At 51.4% G+C, this 20,462-nt stretch carries 14 protein-coding genes; 7 read left to right on the top strand and 7 right to left on the bottom strand.

Annotated elements, in window-relative coordinates; genetic code table 11:
• Nucleotides 1-185 precede the first annotated feature (185 nt).
• A complete protein-coding gene (locus AC27K1_RS01185; protein ID WP_487147673.1) occupies nt 186-1,589 on the top strand; it encodes an MATE family efflux transporter in 1,404 nt (467 codons plus the stop codon).
• 169 nt (nt 1,590-1,758) lie between these two features.
• Here AC27K1_RS01185 and AC27K1_RS01180 read toward each other — a convergent pair whose 3' ends face one another.
• From AC27K1_RS01180 to AC27K1_RS01155, 6 genes are all read right to left on the bottom strand, one after another.
• Entirely contained in the window at nt 1,759-2,916 is a 1,158-nt protein-coding gene (locus AC27K1_RS01180; RefSeq protein WP_487147672.1) for an acyl-CoA dehydrogenase family protein, read from the bottom strand.
• A gap of 185 nt (nt 2,917-3,101) precedes the next feature.
• Nucleotides 3,102-4,289 carry a CaiB/BaiF CoA transferase family protein gene (locus AC27K1_RS01175; RefSeq protein WP_487147671.1) on the bottom strand — a complete coding sequence of 396 codons (1,188 nt, stop codon included), beginning with the start codon at nt 4,287-4,289 and terminating at the stop codon, nt 3,102-3,104.
• Between the two features lie 39 nt (nt 4,290-4,328).
• Nucleotides 4,329-6,563 carry a 3-hydroxyacyl-CoA dehydrogenase NAD-binding domain-containing protein gene (locus tag AC27K1_RS01170; protein ID WP_487147670.1) on the bottom strand — a complete coding sequence of 745 codons (2,235 nt, stop codon included), beginning with the start codon at nt 6,561-6,563 and terminating at the stop codon, nt 4,329-4,331.
• Complete coding sequence (locus AC27K1_RS01165; protein ID WP_487147668.1) at nt 6,499-7,704, bottom strand: acetyl-CoA C-acetyltransferase; 1,206 nt, start codon at nt 7,702-7,704, stop codon at nt 6,499-6,501. The genes AC27K1_RS01170 and AC27K1_RS01165 overlap by 65 nt, the downstream gene beginning before the upstream one ends.
• A 188-nt stretch (nt 7,705-7,892) precedes the next feature.
• Nucleotides 7,893-8,411 carry a hypothetical protein gene (locus AC27K1_RS01160; protein WP_487147667.1) on the bottom strand — a complete coding sequence of 173 codons (519 nt, stop codon included), beginning with the start codon at nt 8,409-8,411 and terminating at the stop codon, nt 7,893-7,895.
• A gap of 199 nt (nt 8,412-8,610) precedes the next feature.
• Nucleotides 8,611-9,645, bottom strand: a complete 1,035-nt coding sequence (locus AC27K1_RS01155; protein WP_487147666.1) for an AraC family transcriptional regulator — start codon at nt 9,643-9,645, stop codon at nt 8,611-8,613.
• Between the two features lie 229 nt (nt 9,646-9,874).
• Between AC27K1_RS01155 and AC27K1_RS01150 the strand changes: the two genes are divergently transcribed.
• From AC27K1_RS01150 to AC27K1_RS01125, 6 genes are all read left to right on the top strand, one after another.
• Nucleotides 9,875-11,428, top strand: a complete 1,554-nt coding sequence (locus tag AC27K1_RS01150; protein WP_487147665.1) for a hypothetical protein — start codon at nt 9,875-9,877, stop codon at nt 11,426-11,428.
• A 63-nt stretch (nt 11,429-11,491) separates the two neighbouring features.
• Nucleotides 11,492-12,202 carry a sulfite exporter TauE/SafE family protein gene (locus AC27K1_RS01145; RefSeq protein WP_487147986.1) on the top strand — a complete coding sequence of 237 codons (711 nt, stop codon included), beginning with the start codon at nt 11,492-11,494 and terminating at the stop codon, nt 12,200-12,202.
• Nucleotides 12,203-12,367: 165 nt separating this feature from the next.
• Nucleotides 12,368-14,653, top strand: a complete 2,286-nt coding sequence (locus AC27K1_RS01140; protein ID WP_487147664.1) for a hypothetical protein — start codon at nt 12,368-12,370, stop codon at nt 14,651-14,653.
• A 253-nt stretch (nt 14,654-14,906) separates the two neighbouring features.
• The gene (gene parC / locus AC27K1_RS01135) at nt 14,907-17,180 is read left to right on the top strand and encodes a DNA topoisomerase IV subunit A (RefSeq protein ID WP_487147663.1); all 2,274 of its coding nucleotides are present in this window, start codon (nt 14,907-14,909) and stop codon (nt 17,178-17,180) included.
• A gap of 443 nt (nt 17,181-17,623) precedes the next feature.
• Entirely contained in the window at nt 17,624-18,115 is a 492-nt protein-coding gene (locus AC27K1_RS01130) for a GNAT family N-acetyltransferase (RefSeq protein ID WP_487147662.1), read from the top strand.
• 128 nt (nt 18,116-18,243) lie between these two features.
• Nucleotides 18,244-18,915, top strand: a complete 672-nt coding sequence (locus tag AC27K1_RS01125; RefSeq protein ID WP_487147660.1) for an HD domain-containing protein — start codon at nt 18,244-18,246, stop codon at nt 18,913-18,915.
• A 167-nt stretch (nt 18,916-19,082) separates the two neighbouring features.
• Here AC27K1_RS01125 and AC27K1_RS01120 read toward each other — a convergent pair whose 3' ends face one another.
• Nucleotides 19,083-20,138, bottom strand: coding sequence for a class I SAM-dependent methyltransferase (locus AC27K1_RS01120; RefSeq protein ID WP_487147659.1), 1,056 nt, complete (start codon nt 20,136-20,138; stop codon nt 19,083-19,085).
• Between the last annotated feature and the right edge of the window lie 324 nt (nt 20,139-20,462).

The following is a 20,462-nucleotide window of genomic DNA, read 5'->3' as shown; positions in this document are numbered from 1 at the left end:
AACATCAATCGCCTGGTGCTGAATGCCGCCATGCGGACTGCGCTTGTCTGTACCGCATGGCCCCGACCCACTATCTATTAGCCAGCCTGAGCTGTTTGCAAAACGTCCGGAACCTAACGCCGGATCATAGACACTCATAAATACGTTATTGCACGGGTTCCAATGAACCTGAAGGCTGCTAGTTCATGCAAAAATCGCTTATTTTTTCGGTACGGAATGAAGTTCGTACGCTCCTGCGGCTGGCCCTGCCGCTGGCCGGTGCACAACTGGTCATGTGCCTGGCCGGCCTGGTTGACACGCTCATGGCCGGCCACTATAGCGCTGCCGACCTTGCCGCCGTGGCTGTTGGCTATACCGCCTGGATTCCGATCAATGTTTTCCTGGTCGGCCTGCTGATGGCGACAACGGCTTTTGTGGCCCAATCGGTCGGTGCCGGTCGTCAGGGCGAGATTCCTGACTTGATGCACCAGGGATTTCGCCTGGCCTTGCTTTTTGGCCTCACCGGGCTGGTATTGCTATACCTGAGTCCGCTTCTTCTGACCTTTACCGGACTGACGCCTGAATCACGGGAGATCACCACTGGTTACCTGCACGCTGTTGCCTGGGGCATGCCCGGTGTAGCCCTGAACCAGCTACTTCGCAGTTACCTGGAAGCACAGGAACACACACGACCGGTCTTGGTCATCCAGTTACTCAGCCTCGCGCTGAATATTCCGTTCAACTACGTCATGATCTACGGAAAACTGGGATTGCCTGCGCTGGGTGGTGTTGGATGTGGTTATGCCACCGCATTGATTATGTGGCTGGCGCCACTGTTCATGCTGGCTTATATCGCGCTTAATCCTGAACTAAGGCACACCAGTCCTTTTCGCCGTCTTTTACCTTTGCAGCGGGATACACTTTACGCATTGCTCAAGGTTGGCACACCGATCGGCTGCACACTGTTTTTCCAGTTTCTGGCCTTTACCCTGATCACCCTGCTACTGACCCCCTCAGGCAACACGGTACTGGGTGCGCACCAGATTGCCTTCAACCTTTCGACCCTGCCCATGGTACTGGCATCGGGTATCGGTATTGCTACCAGCATCCGTGTCGGGCAGGCTGTCGGGGCCGGCAACCATGAACTGGCACGATTCAGGGGACAAACCGGCATCCTGACCGCACTCTGCCTGGCAATGGGCATGGCACTGTTCATCTATGGAAACCGCGCATGGATTGCAGCGTTGTATACCAGTGACATTGGCGTCATCACACTCTCCTGCCAGTTATTACCACTGGTCGCGCTTTACCATGTCTTTGACAGTCTGCAGGTTTCCACTAACGCCGCTCTCAGAGGTTACAAGGATACGCGCATCTCTATGCTGATAGTTCTCTCATCATTATGGGGCGTTGCATTACCTCTTGGTTCTGTACTGGCATTGACAAGCTGGTTGATTCCCGCCAAGGGAGCAGCGGGGTTCTGGATCGCATTGTGCCTTGCATTGCTCTGCACCATGCTCCTCGTTCAGCGTCGGTTCCAGAAAGTCTCACGGTGCGTTCAGCCTCACAACAATGGTATGACACCCGCAAAAATGGCAGTGATTGACTAACCCATCACTGCGATAGGTCACCGAGTCGTGAGAAGCATGACAAGGACGTTATGCTGAACGAGCCGGAGAGAAACAAGCTGGGGAAAGTGCGAATACTACTAACTCTTCGCGATAGGCAAACAGCAACAGAACCCCACGCTGTCTGCCATTTATTTTATCGTCTACTGCACTATAACAATTCAACATCATCCGACGACAATAACCGCCGTGCGATAATCAACCGCATCACTTCATTGGTGCCTTCAAGAATCTGGTGAACCCGGGTGTCACGCACATGGCGTTCCAGGGGATATTCACGGATATAACCATAACCACCATGGATCTGCAGCGCTTCATTACAGACCTTGAATCCAATATCGGTGGCAAAACGTTTGGCCATCGCGCAGTAGGCAGACGCCTGGGGATCTTTGCGATCCAGCTTGTCCGCGGCCATCCGCACCATTTGCCGGGCGGCCACCAGCTCTGTGTTCATATCAGCCAGTTTGAACTGCAGCGCCTGGAAACCCGCCAACGGCTTACCAAACTGCTTGCGCTCCAGCATATAGTTCCTGGCGGTATTCAGCGCCTGCTGGGCCGTCCCGATGGAGCAGGTGGCAATATTGATCCGGCCGCCATCGAGCCCCTTCATGGCGAAACGGAACCCTTCACCTTCTTCGCCTAACCGGTTTCCGGCCGGTACCCGTACATTATCAAGGTTCACCTGCCGGGTTGGCTGGCAATTCCAGCCCATCTTTTCTTCCTTGCGCCCATAACTGATGCCGTCAGTGTCAGCCTTGAGGACAAACGCAGACACGCCCCCCGCCCCTTCACCACCGGTACGCGCCATCAAAACCAGTACATCAGTACTACCGGCGCCGGAAATAAAGACCTTGCTGCCATTGATGACGTAGCTGTCACCCTCCCGGGTTGCGGTCGTTTTCAGGGACGCCGCATCGCTGCCGGCTCCCGGTTCAGTGAGGCAGTAGGAACTGAGCCACTCACCGGTCACCAGTTTTTCACAAAAGGTTTCGCGCACCGGGTCATGGGCAAAACTGGCGACCATCCAGGTCACCATGTTGTGGATGGTCAGATAAGCGGTGGTGGATGTACATCCCATGGCCAATTGTTCAAATATCAGGCTGGCATCCAGACGGGACATCCCCATGCCCCCCTGATCTTCCGGCGTATAAAGGGACAGAAATCCCATTTCACCGGCTTTGCGAATGACATCCACGGGAAAGATCCCCTGGCTGTCCCATTCGGCGGCATGGGGAAGCAGTTCCTTGTCGGAAAAGACTTTTGCCGTGTGCTGGCAGGCTTTCTGATCGTCGGTAAGCTCAAAATGCATTGATTATTATCCTGTCACTGGCAACGCGCTGCGGCCCCTGCCTGCCGATGTCGCGACAGGCCTCCCGGTACAACTTCACGCTAGCGCAGGCGCTGGTCGATTGCACGCAGATTAACAGTATAACAATCGATCGAAACTGTGCCCTGCCAGCTGCACCCTCTCATTTTTTCTGACACTGTCAGGGGCTATTCGCCAACCACCTTCCGCTCAAACAAGGTATCTACCGATGCCTGATCCATTCCCAGCGACGCCAGTATTTCCCGGGTATTCCCCCCTGGCATCACACCGGCTTGTTCATAGCGCAGATCTCCCTCTGAAAAACGTATCGGACACGCCAGCTGCGACAAGGCATTTCCTTTTTTATCGGGTAGATCCACAACCATCCCGCGGAACTGGCAATGGGGATGATGGATGGCCTCAGCAACGGTTAGCACCGGTTCGACACAAATATCCAGCCACTCGAATGTTTCACGCCATTCATCAAACGTATTTTCTGCAAACCGGGTCTGAATATCGTTTCTTAACTGCTGCTGTTGCCCAGGCTCAGTATCAGCCACTCGTGCCAACCATTCGGGTTTACCTATCGCGCGAAAAAAGCCCTCGGCAAATTGAGGTTCCAGGCTGCCTACAGAGAACCAGCGGTCGTCACGGGTTCGGTAATAACCATAAAAACTGCCGCCATTGAGGATTTCCCGTTCAGGTTCAGGCGTTCGCTCGTCAGCCAGATACCCCGCCCCAGCCATGGCGTTCAGCGCCATGGCGCCATCGAGCATACTGATATCCACATGTTGCCCGATCCCAGTGGTCTGACGTTGAATCACCGCTGCCAGAATGCCCATAACGGCATGATGTGAACCGCCAGCTATATCCGCTATCTGCACAGCGTGAAGCCCGGGTCCTGTTTCACGGCTACCGCTGTAACTGGCAAGACCTGAGAGCGCCAGGTAGTTGATATCGTGCCCGGCACGGTCTTTCAACGGACCGGTCTGCCCATATCCGGTGATGGAGCAATAAATCAGTGCCGAATTAATCGCCTTCAGCGTATCGAAATCCAGTCCCAGGCGCCCCATCACGTCGGGACGAAATTGCTCAATCACAATATCGTGGGTTTTCACCAGGCGCCGGACAATCTCAACCGCTTCCGACTGTTTGAGATCCAGGGCAATAGACTGCTTGTTCCGGTTAATCGTGGCATGGGCGGCAGACATACCGGCTTCTACCACAGGAGGCAACAAACGAAGCATATCCGGCCGGTTCAGCGCCTCGACACGGATGACTTCAGCCCCCATATCAGCCAGCAGCATGGTCGCGTAAGGGCCGGGCAACAGCGTCGTAAAATCCAGAATTTTCAGTCCGGCAAGGGGGCTGGTCATGGTCTGGCGATTCCCTGTTTTATTCGTTTTTCTTCAGCGTCAATTTGCGCTGTCTGTATCCTTGAACGGCTCACCTTTGGCAGCCTGCTCCAGGAGCAGTGCCGGCGGCAAAAAGCGATCCCCGAACTGCGCTGCCAATGCCTGTGCCCGGGTAACAAACCGGACAATACCGTACTGGTTGATAAACTGCAGTGCCCCGCCCGTCCAGGCTGCAAAACCAATACCAAAGATTGAACCTATGTTGGCATCCCTTATGCTGGTCAATACACCTTCCTCAAGACAGCGCACCGTTTCCAGGGCCTGAATAAACAGCAACCGGTCCTTGATATCCTGCAACGGCAACACATCAGCCGCCGGTGCAAAATGTTCCTTCAAACCAGGCCAGAGGGATTTCTGTCCTTTTTCAGGGTATTCATAGAAACCTTTACCGGCAGCACGACCGGCACGCTCCAACCCCAACATGACATCAACCGCAGCATCCGCCGGATGCTCCATGTACGACTTACCTTCCGCTTTCAGATCTTTGATGGCCTGGCTTCGAATCCGCCCCATCAGCGTCAGGCTGACCTCGTCGCAGATCGCCAGGGGGCCCACCGGCATGCCCGCCAGCAATGCACCGTTTTCAATGGCTGCGGCGGGAACCCCTTCCGCCAGCATGGCTATCCCTTCATTGGTAAAAGTGCCAAACACCCTGGAGGTAAAAAAGCCCCGGCTATCGTTAACCACGACAGGCGTCTTGTTGATCTGCAGGACAAAGTCAAAGGCTCTCGCCAGCGTTTCATCGGTCGTTTGTTCACCGCGGATGATTTCCACCAGCGGCATTTTGTCCACCGGTGAGAAGAAATGCAGCCCGACAAAGTTGGCAGGCCTTGCACTGGCCTTCGCAAGTCCGGAAATCGGCAGGGTAGAGGTATTGGATGCAAAGACAGCGAACTCATCCAGTTGCGCTTCGGCCTCACATGTCACCGATGCTTTGAGATCCCGATCTTCAAAAACCGCTTCGACCACCAGGTCACATCCCGCCAGATCTTCTGCTGACGTGGTTGTCTGTATGCTGTCCAGCACTGCCTGTTTATCGGCATCAGTGATCTGTTGGCGTTTCAGGCGTTTATCCAGCAACCGCCCGGAATAGGCTTTCCCCTTTTCAGCCTGTTCAAGGCTGACATCTTTCAACACCACATCAATACCCCGCGAAGCGCAGGCCCAGGCAATGCCTGCCCCCATCATACCGGCCCCCAGGACAGCAACTTTCTTCACGGGTTCTGTAACATCAACCGCCGGACGACTCCCTCCTGCCTTGATAGCATTCAGCTGGAACCAGAACGTACCGATCATGTTTTTTGATACCTGGCCGGTCACCATCCGGGTAAACCAGCGGGATTCAATACGGGTAGCGGTGTCAAAATCCACCTGTGCACCTTCGACAGCCGCACTGAGAATCGCTTCCGGTGCCGGATAACAGCCCTTGGTTTTCTCTTTCAGCATGGCGGGAGCAATGGCCAGTTTCTGTGCCAGCCCGGGCGTTGAGGGTGTTCCGCCGGGTATCCGATACCCCTTGTCATCCCAGGGCTGGACAGACTTCGGATTAGCCCTGATCCATGCTTCTGCCGCTGCCAGTAACTGCACCTCCGTATCCACCAGCGTATTGACCAGACCACGTTGATGGGCGGTGGATGGACGTAGCTGTTTACCTTCCATTAACAGGGGAAAGGCCGCTTCCAGCCCCAGCAGGCGAACAGTTCGTACAACCCCTCCTGCACCGGGCAACAGCCCCAGGGTGACTTCCGGCAAACCCAGTCGAATGCTGTCATCTGCCAGTGCAATCCGGTGATGGCACATCAGGCATAGTTCCCAGCCGCCACCCAGCGCTGTGCCATTGATAGCAGCAACCACTGGAAGACCGAGCGTTTCCAACCGTCGCATGTCTGCCTTCATGGCTTCGACACTGTGGAAAAACAGGTCGCCCTGCTCAGCCGTCACCTGAATCAACGCATTCAGGTCTCCACCGGCAAAAAAGGTTTTCTTAACGGAGCGCAGGATTACACCAGTAACGTTGTCTTTTTCGGCTACCAGCCTGTCGATAACATCATGGAAATCCTGCTGGAAGGCCGCATCCATAATATTGGTAGAACCTTCCTGACGATCCATGACCAGGTGGACAATATTGTCGGATGTTTTTTCGTAACGAATCGCACGCATGTCCTGTCCCTCACACCCGCTCAATAATGGTTGCAATGCCCATTCCGCCACCGACACAGAGGGTGGCCAGGCCATAACGCTGCTGTCGCGCTTCCAGTTCGTCCATGAGGGTGCCGATCAGCATGGCGCCGGTCGCCCCCAGTGGATGCCCCATGGCAATGGCGCCTCCGTTGACATTCACTTTGTCATCCGCCACGCCCAGTGCTTTCTGGAAGCGGAGCACAACCGCGGCAAACGCCTCATTCACTTCAAACAGATCGATGTCATCCACAGACAGACCGGCAATGGCCAACGCCTTGCGGGCAGCAGGCGCCGGCCCGGTCAGCATGATGGTTGGATCGGTGCCCACCAGTGCCGTCGCCACCACCCTGGCGCGGGGCTTGATCCCAAGGGATTTACCCATCGCCTCACTGCCCAGTAACAACAGGGCCGCGCCGTCAACAATGCCGGAAGAATTACCGGGGGTGTGAACATGCTGAATCCGTTCGACCTGTGGATATTTTTCCCTCGCCACACCATCGAAGCCCATCGCGCCCATCATTTCAAAAGAGGGTTTCAATCCGGCAAGACTCTCTGTCGAACAATCCGCCCGAATCAGCTCATCTTGCGCCAGGATCGTTATGCCGTTGCGATCCTGCACCGGGATGACAGAACCGGCGAAGGCGCCTCGCTGCCAGGCCTGGGCAGCCTTCTTATGTGACGCCACCGCAAATTGATCCACCGCGTCACGGGAAAAACCATCCAGCGTCGCAATCAGGTCTGCCCCGATCCCCTGTGGCATGAAGCCGGTGGATAAGTTGGTCTCGGGGTCCATCGCCCAGGCGCCGCCATCGCTCCCCATGGGAACACGGGACATGGACTCAACGCCGCCTGCCACCACCAGCTGCTCCCAGCCGGAACGGACTTTCATGGCCGCCATATTCACCGCCTCGGCGCCAGAGGCACAAAAACGGTTGAGCGTGACACCCGCCACATCGTCATGCCATCCCGCTGCCAATGCTGCCGTCTTGGCAATATCTGCCCCCTGGTCGCCCACCGGGGTGACGCAACCCAGCACAATGTCATCCACCTGTTCGCTGGCAAAGCCGCTCCGTTCCCTGAGGGTATTGAGCAAATCTGCCAGAAGTGTCACCGGCTTGACTTCGTGCAGACCGCCGGTGGCCTTGCCACGCCCCCGGGGCGTTCGGATCGCATCATAGATAAAGGCTTCACTCATGACAGGTTCCATTGCATGTTTCGACGTTTGCCACCCACACTAACGTAACCCGGACTCACCACAATGGCGGGTTCACTCATTTTGACTGGCAAAAAATGACAACATCGGTTTTGAGACACAATAAAAATCCCCGTTGCGGCATGTACCGGAACGGGGATGCTTGTTGTGATCAGCGGCTGTGATGTCGCTTAGTGGCAGGTTGTATCCGTTGGCATGGCGTCAAAAATGGCCTGAACGGCTTCTTCCTGGTTGGTCTGATTATCATCAATGGGCAGTGGCAACACCTCGGTATCCATGCAGGTGATTTCAGCCACTGAACGGGCGAATTCTTCCAGAACAACGTCGATTTCTTCTTTGTAGCGGCTCAACTTGTCATCAAACTGGATGACAAATATCGGGTTGTTCTCGGAATCTGGACGGTTGGTTTCATACAGGCCGAGACGAAAGTGCTCATCATCACTCAGGTCGGCCAGGGCGAACGAACGTGAATCGACACTGGACTTGAGATACTTCATCAGGTCAAGCGCATCATTGGCAGTAACGGCTCCCTCCCGTAAGCAGTCGGCTATAAAGTCCTGCGGTTCCTGGCTGGACTCCCGGAAACGGCTGATCAGTCCTTCATAGCGCTCAAGCAGGTCATCTCCACAGTCATGCTGGTCACTCATGGCGGTCTCCCTCCGGCTCATGGCTGTTTTTTTATCGCTCATGACATCCTCCCCACTCGTCACTTAAGTTTCAGTGTAACCCGACCAGAACGGTATGGAAAATGAAAAATCTGCCGCCTATAAACACGTCATTTGACGTTTTCTGAGCGCCGTTGCGTTTCATTCTGTTATACAGGGACGAAAGCTATTCTGACCTGACGGTCAAATAACGACATTACAAAAAAATGACGTGAAATAATGCCTAACCAGCCTCAGAAGCGACCTGTTTAGAGGCGCGCCAGGCACCCGGCGTCAGGCCCGTCCACTTCTTGAATGCCCGGTGAAAGGTACTGGGTTCGGCAAAACCGGTCAGGCTGGCAATCGCCGCCACCGACAGTTCATTGCGGGATAAATGGAAGATCGCCCGATCACGGCGTACAGCATCGAGAATGCCACGATAGCTGGCCCCTTCGTCCTTCAGCCGTCGGCGTAACGTAGGAGGAGACAGGTGCAACCAGTTGGCCACCGTATCAAATGTCGGGAATTCCACGACTTCAAGACCGGACAACCGCTTACGGATCAAGGCTGACACACTGTCATCATGCCGATAATGGCTCATCAGGTTAGCAGGTGCCCGGGCCAGGAAGGACTTAAGTGTCAGCGGCTGCTGTACAACAGGCGCTGACAGGTAGTTTGCGGAGAAATAGAGCGTTGTCGCCGGTCGGTTAAATCGACAACGGCATGGGAAGATCTGGAGGTACTCATCACGGTGAGCCGGCTCTTCAAACGTAAAATCCACCTGCCGGAGCACGATATGGCGGTCAATCATCCAGCTTGACCAGCGCACCAGACTGACCAGCAATGTCTCAATCAGGAAACGGTCATCCAAACCATCTGCCCCTTCATGCTGCAGCGTCAGAGCTACTTCATTCTCATCCTGATGCAATGACAACCCTATGCTATGCGTAACCAGGTTCAGGAAACGGATACAGCGATCAAGCGCCTGCCCCAGCGTCTCGCAGGTCATGCAGGCATGGCACATCATGGCAAATGCCCCCACAGGGCAGGGACTCTTCGACAAGCCAAGAAATTCATCCTGCAAGGTTTCCCTTATGAGCAGGATCAACCGTGTGAAATTTTCTCGCGGTACACGCCGTTTCTGATCTGTCAGTACGGCCCTGTCGATACCGGCCTGATCCAGCAAAGCTGTAACAGCTTTCCCCTGTGCACGAACACCGGCAAGAGCCGACACAACAAAACAGGTGGCTATGGTTGCACCGGAATTCTGGTTAGACACCTTTTCCATCATTCCTGAATGACGTCTGATGATTCTTTTCGGACATCCTGCCGTAAATCAGCCACAAAAAACAAATGGTTTTTACATCGGTAAACGCTTGACACACGACCTGTCAAATAGGCCTATCAATTGAATGGTGTTAAACATTAAGTTAGCCAGTTTTACCCTTTCGTCACAACAAAATATCCATAGCGTAATCAAAAGTATTTTAATTATCAGGTTAATAAGCATGGAACCGACACAGCATGTTTATGTGGCTGTTGAATACAGGGTGCCTTCAGAAAAAAGTTCAGTATCATCTGAAACAGAAACTGTACCACCTGCAATACCTGCCACCCCAGCCGAGACGTTAACACCAGAAGTACACATACATTCAAGAGAGGTTAAGCACGACGAATCTTCCGAACACAAAACATTGATCAAATCCTTATTCTCTGGATCATTTAAACAAAAAGACCTTGACCGAATGGTATCAAATATATTCATGGAAGAATGCGAGGATTATCATCGACGCTACCTTAGGCTTTGTGAATTAGAGAAATCCGATTGTACTTTAGATCAAAAAACGGCTCTTACGTTATTTAATCAAGGACCAATGTATGAGACCGACTGTAATGTATTCAGACATCATTTCCTCGAAAGATTTCCCGAGAGCGAAGAAATAAAAAAAACCCTGCTTTATGAGCAAAGCAACATTCTAAGAAAAAGCGTACCGCCTACTGACATCTACATGAAAGAACCGTTAATGGATATCTCAGGTCATCTTCATTACGTTGCCAAACAGGGTCAAAAAGCCTCCGATGCATTACAGTGCCTGAGAAAAACATTTTGTATTATTGACTGCAACATAATTTATCAGTATGCCTATTACAGAGCCATATCAATCATCGTAGGCAAGAAAGCATTTAATAAAGCGTTCTCTCATAATAAAGATAGAACACTCTCTGTTAGCCTCAGTGGTAATAGTGAAACGCCATTACGGCACTTTATGAGTTATCGCAAAATACCTGTTCGCCAAGATGAAAAAAATATCCCGCCGGAGGAAGTACAATTTGGCACTCTCTACTATTTTAAAAACCACAAAGACTACCTTAAAAAACACCCTGATGCACATGTCCAAGGCTACAATGTCATGCTGTCACAAAAAAAGAAGGGGGTCAGTCTTTTTACTGCACTGGGATTACCGGGAGCCGGTTTATCATTTGATCAAATTGACGAGATACTCATTGACCGATACAACCAATCAGCCAGAGATGATTTTAAAACGGAAACCCTGTACGAAGCGTTAACCGGAGAGAAAAAAGAAGCCTTTGAGCGGCTAAAGGAATCAACGATTACGCTTGACGACCTCTATACCAACAATGGTGGATGGTCACCTACTGCCTACGGCGATTACCTTGATATAGAAAAGCTGAAGCGAGAATTCATACACCTGGCCCCTCCGGGTTACAGAATCAGGCACAAGATATTACCGCTTACAGGTGCATTAATCGTATCCACTCTTTTTATTCTTGTGGCAGTTATTTTTTGTACTGTATTTTCAGATCAGCTTAATAAAGCTAAAACGGACGAAGACGACAAATTTCCTTCTTGCGCACTACTGATCATTTTCCTTGCGAGCATTGGAGCTGTCGTAGGATATTACTTGCAGCGATCCGATTTTGTCAGATCAAACGCCTTATCACTTTATCGAAGATTACACACATTTCGGGAAACTGATTCGCCACAGGTAGAGAGCACGTCATCAGAAGAGGAAGAAGAAGAAACCTTCATCACTGCATAGAACCAGATACAACAACTGGCATAATATCCAACTTCAAAAACAGGATAAGGATTGACGAGCGTGATGCAGGAACTCTGGCTTAGCCTTATCGCTTTCCTGACTTCCACCTTCACAGCCATATTTGGTGTTGGCGGTGGGGTTCTGCTGATCGTTCTCATGCCGGGCCTGCTACCTCCGGCTGCCATCATTCCCGTCCATGCCGTCGTGCAGTTGGCCAGCAATGGCAGTCGCGTTCTCTTTGCCTGGCGAACCGTTGAATGGTCTATTGTGGGTCGATATGCAGGGGGAGCCTGCCTGGGCGCAGTGATTGGCTCTGAAACCGTTATGGTTCTGAATCCCGAATGGATCCCCCTGCTATTGGGTCTGCTCATCCTGCTATTGACCTGGCTGCCACCCCTGCCAATACACCGCCTGCCTTACCGGTTTTTCTCATTTGGCGCTATCCATACCCTGCTGGCCACCCTGGCCGGCGCTACCGGTCCCCTCAGCTCTGCATTCCTGAGCCGCGAAGGACTGCAACGGGATCCACTGGTCACGACAACCGGCGCATTTATGGGCACCGCCCATGCCCTGAAAACCCTGGCGTTTGTATTGCTCGGGTTCAGCTTCTCTCCCTACCTGTCATTGATGCTATGGATGAGTCTCGCTGCGATAGCCGGCTCATGGGCAGGCACACGGCTCCGTCGATTTCTGCCTGAAATCTCCTTCCGGCGTTTCTTCAAAGTCTTGCTAAGCCTACTGGCATTACGCCTTATAGGCATGACGCTCTATTAAGCCGGACTACCAGCATATCTTCGGATTAATAATTAAAAGCGATATATAGGAACTTATATATCCAATTTTTAAATAAATAATATCAACCGCCCCCAAACATCAAAAAGTAGAAGGGTTGATTAACTATGCTTTTTTTAATGGAGTTTTATATTACATGGATCGCAAATGTCTAAAAACAGCATCAATAATATCAATCGCCCTGTCGCACAACCTGTCAACATTCAGCCAGGGAAGCAGGTCCATACCGCATCTAAAGGCATTTTTGGGCGTTCCGTGAAATGGGTATCAGCCCCCGTTCAGTATATGATTCCAATCACTGCACCACAGACCACGATTCATGTGCCCAAGGGCTGGAACGTTCGGGTTATTAAAAATCCTGTCATGTATTATCCACCCATGGCGGCGCCACAGACAGCCAAACCTTCACACCACGGGCATTATTACATTCCGGGCAATAGCGCCCAGAATGCGCAACAGAAGCAAGAGGATCTCCTGCGCAATGAATATAACCTGCTGTGGCAGCAGAATGCCTCCATCGACCAGGATCATGTCCTTAAAGTAGTGGCAACCTGTTTACGACCATCACTGGAAAAGAAAGGGTTTAAAGCAGATACAATGCCTGAGGCAAAGGCAATTATACAAGAAATGAAAAAAGACATGGATCTGAAAACCATTCGGCATGTCGAGGACTTGATCCACAGTATAAATAGTTATGATGATTACATGGCATTTAGAGGCGAGGATGTTGCCCAGGAACACAATCCATCCCACCAGCCAGCGAACCACACTGAGCCCCCCCCATCATCCATCATGGCTGATGAACCAGGCTTATTGACTATAGCGGGAAGAAATATATTCGACTCAGAGGAACCATCAGGATCTGTTCAACCTCCCGTTGCAACATCAGAAACACGACTCTCACCTGCCAACGCTTCTAAAAAGACAGTACCCGCATCACCACAAGAACAAACGGGTCAAATAACCACAGCACCTTTAGTCCCGCACGATAAACAAACACCGCCAGATCAACAGGCTGATAAAACATTAAATCCCCCATCATCCACCAGAACAAAACCCCAAATTTCCCCCAAGCCTGAGCATTTAGTCCGCAACTTTGCCAAAACTAAAACAACGGCAGTATCTCCCCTGCCAGAAACAACCGCACAGTCGAAATCATCGACTATCAGGACAAATACAGAAAAGACAGACACCCAGCCCACTGCAGATACACAAAGCAACGCCTCCAATTGGCTGGATAATCGTGAAAATGCACAGTTAACATCAGATGTATCAGCATCCGCGGATAGCACGCGGCATGAAAACATTGCCGCCCAGCAAACAGATCAAGTCAACACAGCAACCCCTCAAGCAAGTTCACAATCTCAGCCCCCTAAATCCCGGATTGCAAAATTCAGAGCCTTTTTTAGTCAGTTATTCCAGAGACAGTCGAAAACTGACGCTGACTTAGCCAGTATTGAGCCCAGCTCAGTAAAAAGTCCGTCATCGATAGCATCCAGAGACACTTCTGACGTTACCGATCAGGCTTCCCAACAAGAGATAGAAAACAGCCAACAGGCATCCATTGCTGACAGCAGTGTTTATGAAACCGATTATGATGATGACGGTTATGAATGGGATCCTAGCGAATTTGATGACTTTGATGATGATGACTTGGATGATGACTTTGACGAAACACCCGGAATTCTCCAGACAGGAACATCTCCTGGTTACGAAAACATCAACACTTTACCAACTTACGAACACACAGCAACAGCACCGAATCCGTCAGAGCTGAACACCGAGAAAGAAACCTTAAATAACCCTGAAGATGAACAGGGCAACAGCTCATTGACCCCACTGGTATCGTTATTAAAGGACGCCCTGGACGCTCGGAAAAGCAGCCAGGAAACAAATACGCCAGAAAAACCCAATGTCCCGCCGTTATCACCTAATACGGCAGCGTCGCCTGCAACGAACACAGAGCAGCAGCCAGAAAAAAACACAGACGTCGATTCCGAGTCTCTCTCTCAGGCAGACATTCCAGGAAAAGATGTAACACCACCCAATGCCCAAGATCCGAAAGCCCCTCTGGCAGCCACCATTGAAGCGATCAAATCAAAACAGCACAAACTAACACCTGTTGACGAGGCCGCCACACAATCAAACGCTCCGACAGACATTTTCTCTACGGCTAACACGGCCATTACTGCCAGAAGGGGATCTATTACCACTCATTTTGCAGAGGAAATAGAGGACCTGTTTGATGAGGGTTATTATCCTGATAGCGACTCGGAAGAAGCTAAAGAACTGATTGAGCAAGTAAAGGGCTTAATACTGAATAATAGTAGTTTAAAGCCGGAACAGGCGTTGCAAGCCGCGCAGAAAATCTTTGATCTTGACGATAAAACAGCAGGAGAGATTGAAGCGATTATTGATGACATGCGTAGCTAGCTCGATCAGACACTGATTCGTTTGGCGAAAGCACGGCTCCCCATTCATCAAGCCGTCAGCGTGTGAAGTGGCATTTTCTGGCATTGAATAACGCCCTGCAATTCACACGCTGCTCCATCTCCCACTGGTCATCCCGCCCCAATAACTGGCAAACTATGCCGATTATCCTTTCCCGCTGACACCGCGCGCCGAACCTGAGACACCGGCCCGGCGGTGCTATGTTTGGAAAACCGTTTCAGAACCGGACGACAGAATGACGGACCAGATCGTAATCGGTGACGACGGCGTCGAACGCCAGTCACTGCGGGCCTATACCGAAATGGCCTACCTCAACTACTCCATGTACGTAATCCTGGACCGGGCGCTGCCCCACATCGGCGACGGCCTCAAGCCCGTGCAACGCCGGATTGTGTACGCCATGAGCGAGCTGGGCCTCAAGAACACCGCCAAGTACAAGAAATCCGCCCGCACCGTTGGTGACGTACTGGGTAAATACCACCCCCATGGTGACAGCGCCTGTTACGAAGCCATGGTGCTGATGGCTCAGCCGTTCTCCTACCGTTACCCGCTGGTCGACGGCCAGGGCAACTGGGGTTCCCCGGATGATCCGAAATCCTTCGCCGCCATGCGTTACACCGAAGCCCGCCTGGGCGCCTATGCCGAGGTGCTGCTTAGCGAGCTGGGCCAGGGCACGGTGGAGTGGCAACCCAACTTCGACGGCACCCTGGACGAACCATGTACCCTGCCAGCCCGGCTGCCCAACCTGCTGCTCAACGGCACCACTGGCATCGCCGTCGGTATGGCGACCGACATTCCGCCTCACAACCTGAAAGAAGTAGCCGAGGCCTGCATTCACCTGCTGGATAACCCGACCGCAGGGGTTGAGGATCTATGCCAATTCATCAAGGCGCCGGATTTCCCGACCGAAGCCGAAATCATCACCCCGCGGGATGAAATCCTGAAAATGTACCACCAGGGTCGCGGCAGCCTGCGGATGCGTGCGGTCTACATGCGGGAAGGCCCGGATATTGTCGTTACCGCCCTGCCGCACCAGGTTTCCGGCGCCAAGGTGCTGGAACAGATCGCCGACCAGATGCAGAAGAAAAAGCTGCCCATGGTCGCTGACCTGCGTGATGAATCCGACCACGAAAACCCAACCCGCCTGGTGATTACGCCCCGTTCCAGCCGTGTGGATGCCGAGCAGCTGATGAACCACCTGTTCGCCACCACCGACCTGGAGCGGACCTACCGGGTCAACATGAACATGATCGGCATCGACGGCAAGCCCCAGGTGAAGGCGCTGGACAAGATTCTGTTCGAGTGGCTCACCTACCGGACAGAGACTGTCCGCCGTCGTTTGCAACACCGGCTAGATAAGGTACTGGCGCGCCTGCATATCCTCGAAGGTTTGCTGATCGCTTTCCTGAACATTGATGAAATCATCGAAATCATCCGTACCGAGGATGAGCCGAAAGAAGCACTGATGAGTCGGTTCGGACTCTCTGAGCGTCAGGCCGAAGCGATCCTCGAGATCAAGCTGCGCCAGCTGGCCAAGCTGGAAGAGATGAAGATCCGTGGTGAGCAGGATGAACTCAGCCAGGAACGGGACGCACTGGAGCTTACCCTGAGCTCCGAGCGTCGCCTCCGCACACAGGTGAAAAAAGAGTTGAAGGCGGATGCCGAAACCTTCGGCGACGATCGTCGCTCACCACTGGCGATTCGCAGTGAAGCCCGCGCACTGTCTGAAACCGAGCTGATGACGGCTGACCCGGTCACTGTCGTACTGTCGAAGAAAGGCTGGGTACGTGCCGCCAAAGGCCATGATATCGACGCTGCCAAACTCAGCTACAAGTCTGGCGACAGTTATCTGCTGTCCGTCCAGGGCCGCAGTAACCAGGCGACCATATTCCTTGATTCCACCGGTCGGGCCTACACCATCGCCACCCATACCCTGCCCTCAGCCCGCAGCCAGGGTGAGCCGCTGACCGGCCGGGTTAACCCGCCGCCCGGCGCTACCTTCGACGCTGCGTTGATCGGCAATGACGACGACCATTACTTGCTGGCCAGCGACGCAGGTTACGGTTTCGTCACCCGCATCGCTGACCTGAGCGCCCGAAATAAAGCGGGTAAAGCTGCGCTGACCCTGCCCAAAGGAGCACGGGCATTGCCGCCGGTATCAGTGAAGGCGAAGGAAGAACTTTGCGTCGTTGCTATCAGCAACGAAGGCCGAATGCTGGTGTTCCCGCTCAGCGAACTGCCGGTCATGGCCCGTGGCAAGGGTAACAAACTGATCAACATTCCTTCTGCCAAGGCTGCCAGCCGTGAGGAATATGTGGTCTGTGTCGCCCTGCTACGCGCGGACGACACCCTGGTCGTTCACTCAGGCAAGCGTTATATCCGTCTGAAGCCGTCTGACCTTGATCACTATCGGGGCGAACGGGGCCGCCGCGGCAATAAACTGCCCCGCGGTTTCCAGAAGGTGGACCGAATTGAAACCGTCAGTAAAGGGAATGATCCCGAGGAATAATCATCCAGAATGCCGACCGTTTGCGGTCGGCATAGGTTCACCCCAGGCACACAATCACAGAACGAAAAAAACCCTCATTACGGGGCTTTTTTTCGTTTTCTGGCAGCCAGTAAGCATTTCAAACCATAGTCTACACATCAGATATCTGATCCAATGCCCAACTACTCGTTCAACAATGTAAACCTGAGATACTGGGAACCTGCTGTGCGGAATGGACGCTTAACGTCTTGCTGCTGAATCCCCGAGCGGTAGCGTGAGAAAATTGTAGATTTATATACTGTTTCTCTGGTAAGCATAATGGTGCTCACTTCAAAACACATACACCGCTCTTTTTTGAAGCTGTAGAATCACAGAGTAAACAGACCGTGAGTATGTAAATTTCCTCCCCAAAAACACGGTAAAATCACCAGACAAGGCATTGTAATGTACACCTCAAACATCGGATGCTGGGATTCGCGCCGCGCGGCTGCACATCAAAGCAATTGCAGGTAGTAGAGATAGATATGATTGTTGAAAATGTGCATCCCGAATATTACGCAGAGATGCTGGATGTTTGGGAAAACTCAGTCCGAGCAACACATGACTTCATTACAGAGGACGATATTGCGTTTTTCAAACCCATTATCATCGAACAGGCTTTTCCTGCCGTCACACTGAAATGCGTTAAGGACAGCAACGGCTCTATTCTGGGTTTCATCGGTGTTCACGACACCAACGTTGAGATGTTATTCATACTCAACCAGGCACGAGGAAAAGGCATCGGCAAGCTGCTGCTTGATTATGCGATCAACCATCTGGGCGCTGTCAGTGTTGATGTCAATGAGCAAAATCCTGATGCCGTTGGCTTTTATAAGCACATGGGTTTCAAGGTGATTTCTCGCTCGCCTTTGGATGGTATGGGTAAACCTTTCCCTATCTTACATATGAAGTTATAAATCTCGGTTTATTGTCATCGAACTGGGTAGAAGAAACGCTTAAGGCCAATAACCGTAGGCGTTTCCGTATATCTTCAAGTACTCCCCTCTGAACATACCTGTATCATAGAAGGACGCGGCATTTCTGCATGGCGTGTCTTCGTCATGTATCTGTATTTAGTTTAAATGTCTTTAAACACACCTCTACTTTCATTTATGGAGTATTAATGAAAGCTCTCTCCCAACAGCTGGATTTCATTTTAGAAATAGACAAACTCAAGGCAGTTTACCGTCGTACACTCATCCAGCCCGACAACAACCGCTTCGAAAACAGCGCCGAGCACAGCTGGCACATTGCGCTGATGGCGCATGTATTAAGCCCCTATGCAGAAGAGCCGGTAGATATTTCCCGGGTTACCCTGATGCTACTGCTTCACGACATCGTTGAAATCGATGCCGGCGACACTTTTGCGTTCGACCAGCAGGCCATCCTGGAGCAACAGTCAGACAAGGAAATCGCAGCCGCACAACGTATTTTCGGGTTACTGCCTGAACCGCAAGCTTCCACGTTCCTCTCACTCTGGCAGGAGTTTGAATCTGCTGAAACGCCGGACGCCCGGTTCGCCAAAGCGATGGATCGCCTGTTACCTCTTCTCCAGAACATGCGTAATAACGGCGGCAGCTGGGCCCAGCATATCGTTCACAAACAGCAAGTCATTAATCGCAATAAATACCTTGAAGCCTCAGCGCCGAGGCTATGGCAGTTTGTGTTAGAACAAATTGAGATTGCAACTCAAAACGGCTGGTTGATCGCACACTGATACACCATTCAACGCCACTATCGGACTGGTCGGTGAGTACTGAATATAAATTCTGATTGCATCAGCGTTTACTCGTATGACAGCCGACCAGAGGGGTATTTGTGATTATACTATCAATAAAATATGATTTAAAAACACATGCTACTAAACTTTGCGCCAGATAAGACTTATTCACTCTGATACTTATACACTTCCCAATATTTAGAATCCCTATAAGTTACAGGAATCTCTTTCTTGTATACCTGATTACACTGCCTCAATGCCATAAACTCTTTAGTTTCCAAAGAACCATCATCATTAAACAATCGATAGTCATCCGACGTACCGTAAAAAAACAAAATCATTTTTTCACTCGCTGATGATTTCAGATAGCTATCAATACAATGGCACTGAAAATTCTGGGGACCTGGATAACAAAAGAACAGAACATCACGCTCAGAAAAGAAAGAAGGCTCAATAGCTGTCAGATCAGTCTCAGTAAACGGGAGGAAATAACCGCCATCAGGCTGCCAGTACATGTTTTCCGAGTGATCTACAGGCCTTGTTTCAAACCCTCTAATAGCCAGCATCAAGGAGGCATAACCCGTTCCTGCGCCTGCCTCTACAATAACTTTCTTATGAATATTCCAATCTTTCATATCATTCGTTACATCCTCCCACTCCATGGTGGTTAACTTTCCCCAAAGTAATGGAGCGTTGAAAATGAGTGATGGCATACTCATCGGATAACGATATACCCCTAGACTACCTAACACCCTTTCCGGACAAAAAGCAGGATGATGGGGCAATGGTGCATTGAAGTATTTGGGGAAACCTTTTATATCCCATTCATCAATAATCGACTGAATAGCACAGACAACATTATCATGCTTCACCTGAAAACCTGGCACATTCTGCTTTTTTAATTTGATCAGGCGGGCGGTCTCACTGTGAGAGACATTACTGCAGATATTCATCAGAATACCCAGCATATTTATCCCATTAGAGTTGTTGCAGGTGTTGTAATCACCCTCTTTATGCCAACCTCCACAGGCTAAATCAGGACAAAGCTTATAGACTTCAATCGCGTTTCCGTTCTCATTTCTGACCTCATAGCACATACGCCCTTCGCAAGCCTTTCGACTACCACGTTCCCGATCAATATATCCACAACGATCATCGCTTTTTTCTCGCCTGACGCTTACGCAACTTCGACAATGAATATGACCCTTAGAACATTCCATGAAATAGGATGCCGAGCAACGATGTTCACCGCCATAACCAGATTCACAAATATACGATAGAGTGTCAGGTAATGGCTTTATGCTTACCAAACTGGAAAACGGGGAACCAGACTCCTGAGATGCAAGAAAAGCTGAGCGCTGTGATGATAAACAAGCGACTGATGTTTGCTGCCTCATACTCCTCTCTACTGTCGTATTAGTGTACTTGTGTGAATATCTGCGCCTTGTTGGCAGACCGATAATTTGAGCAGCAAAGGCGTTAAATAGTTCAAACAGTTACAAAAACCACCGGTTATTGCCAGATAAACTGACAATTCAACCTTA

Source organism: Kistimonas ophiarachnellae (assembly GCF_057552235.1).
The sequence above is the reverse complement of the archived record's forward strand: the minus strand, read 5'-3'. Positions and strand labels throughout refer to the sequence as shown.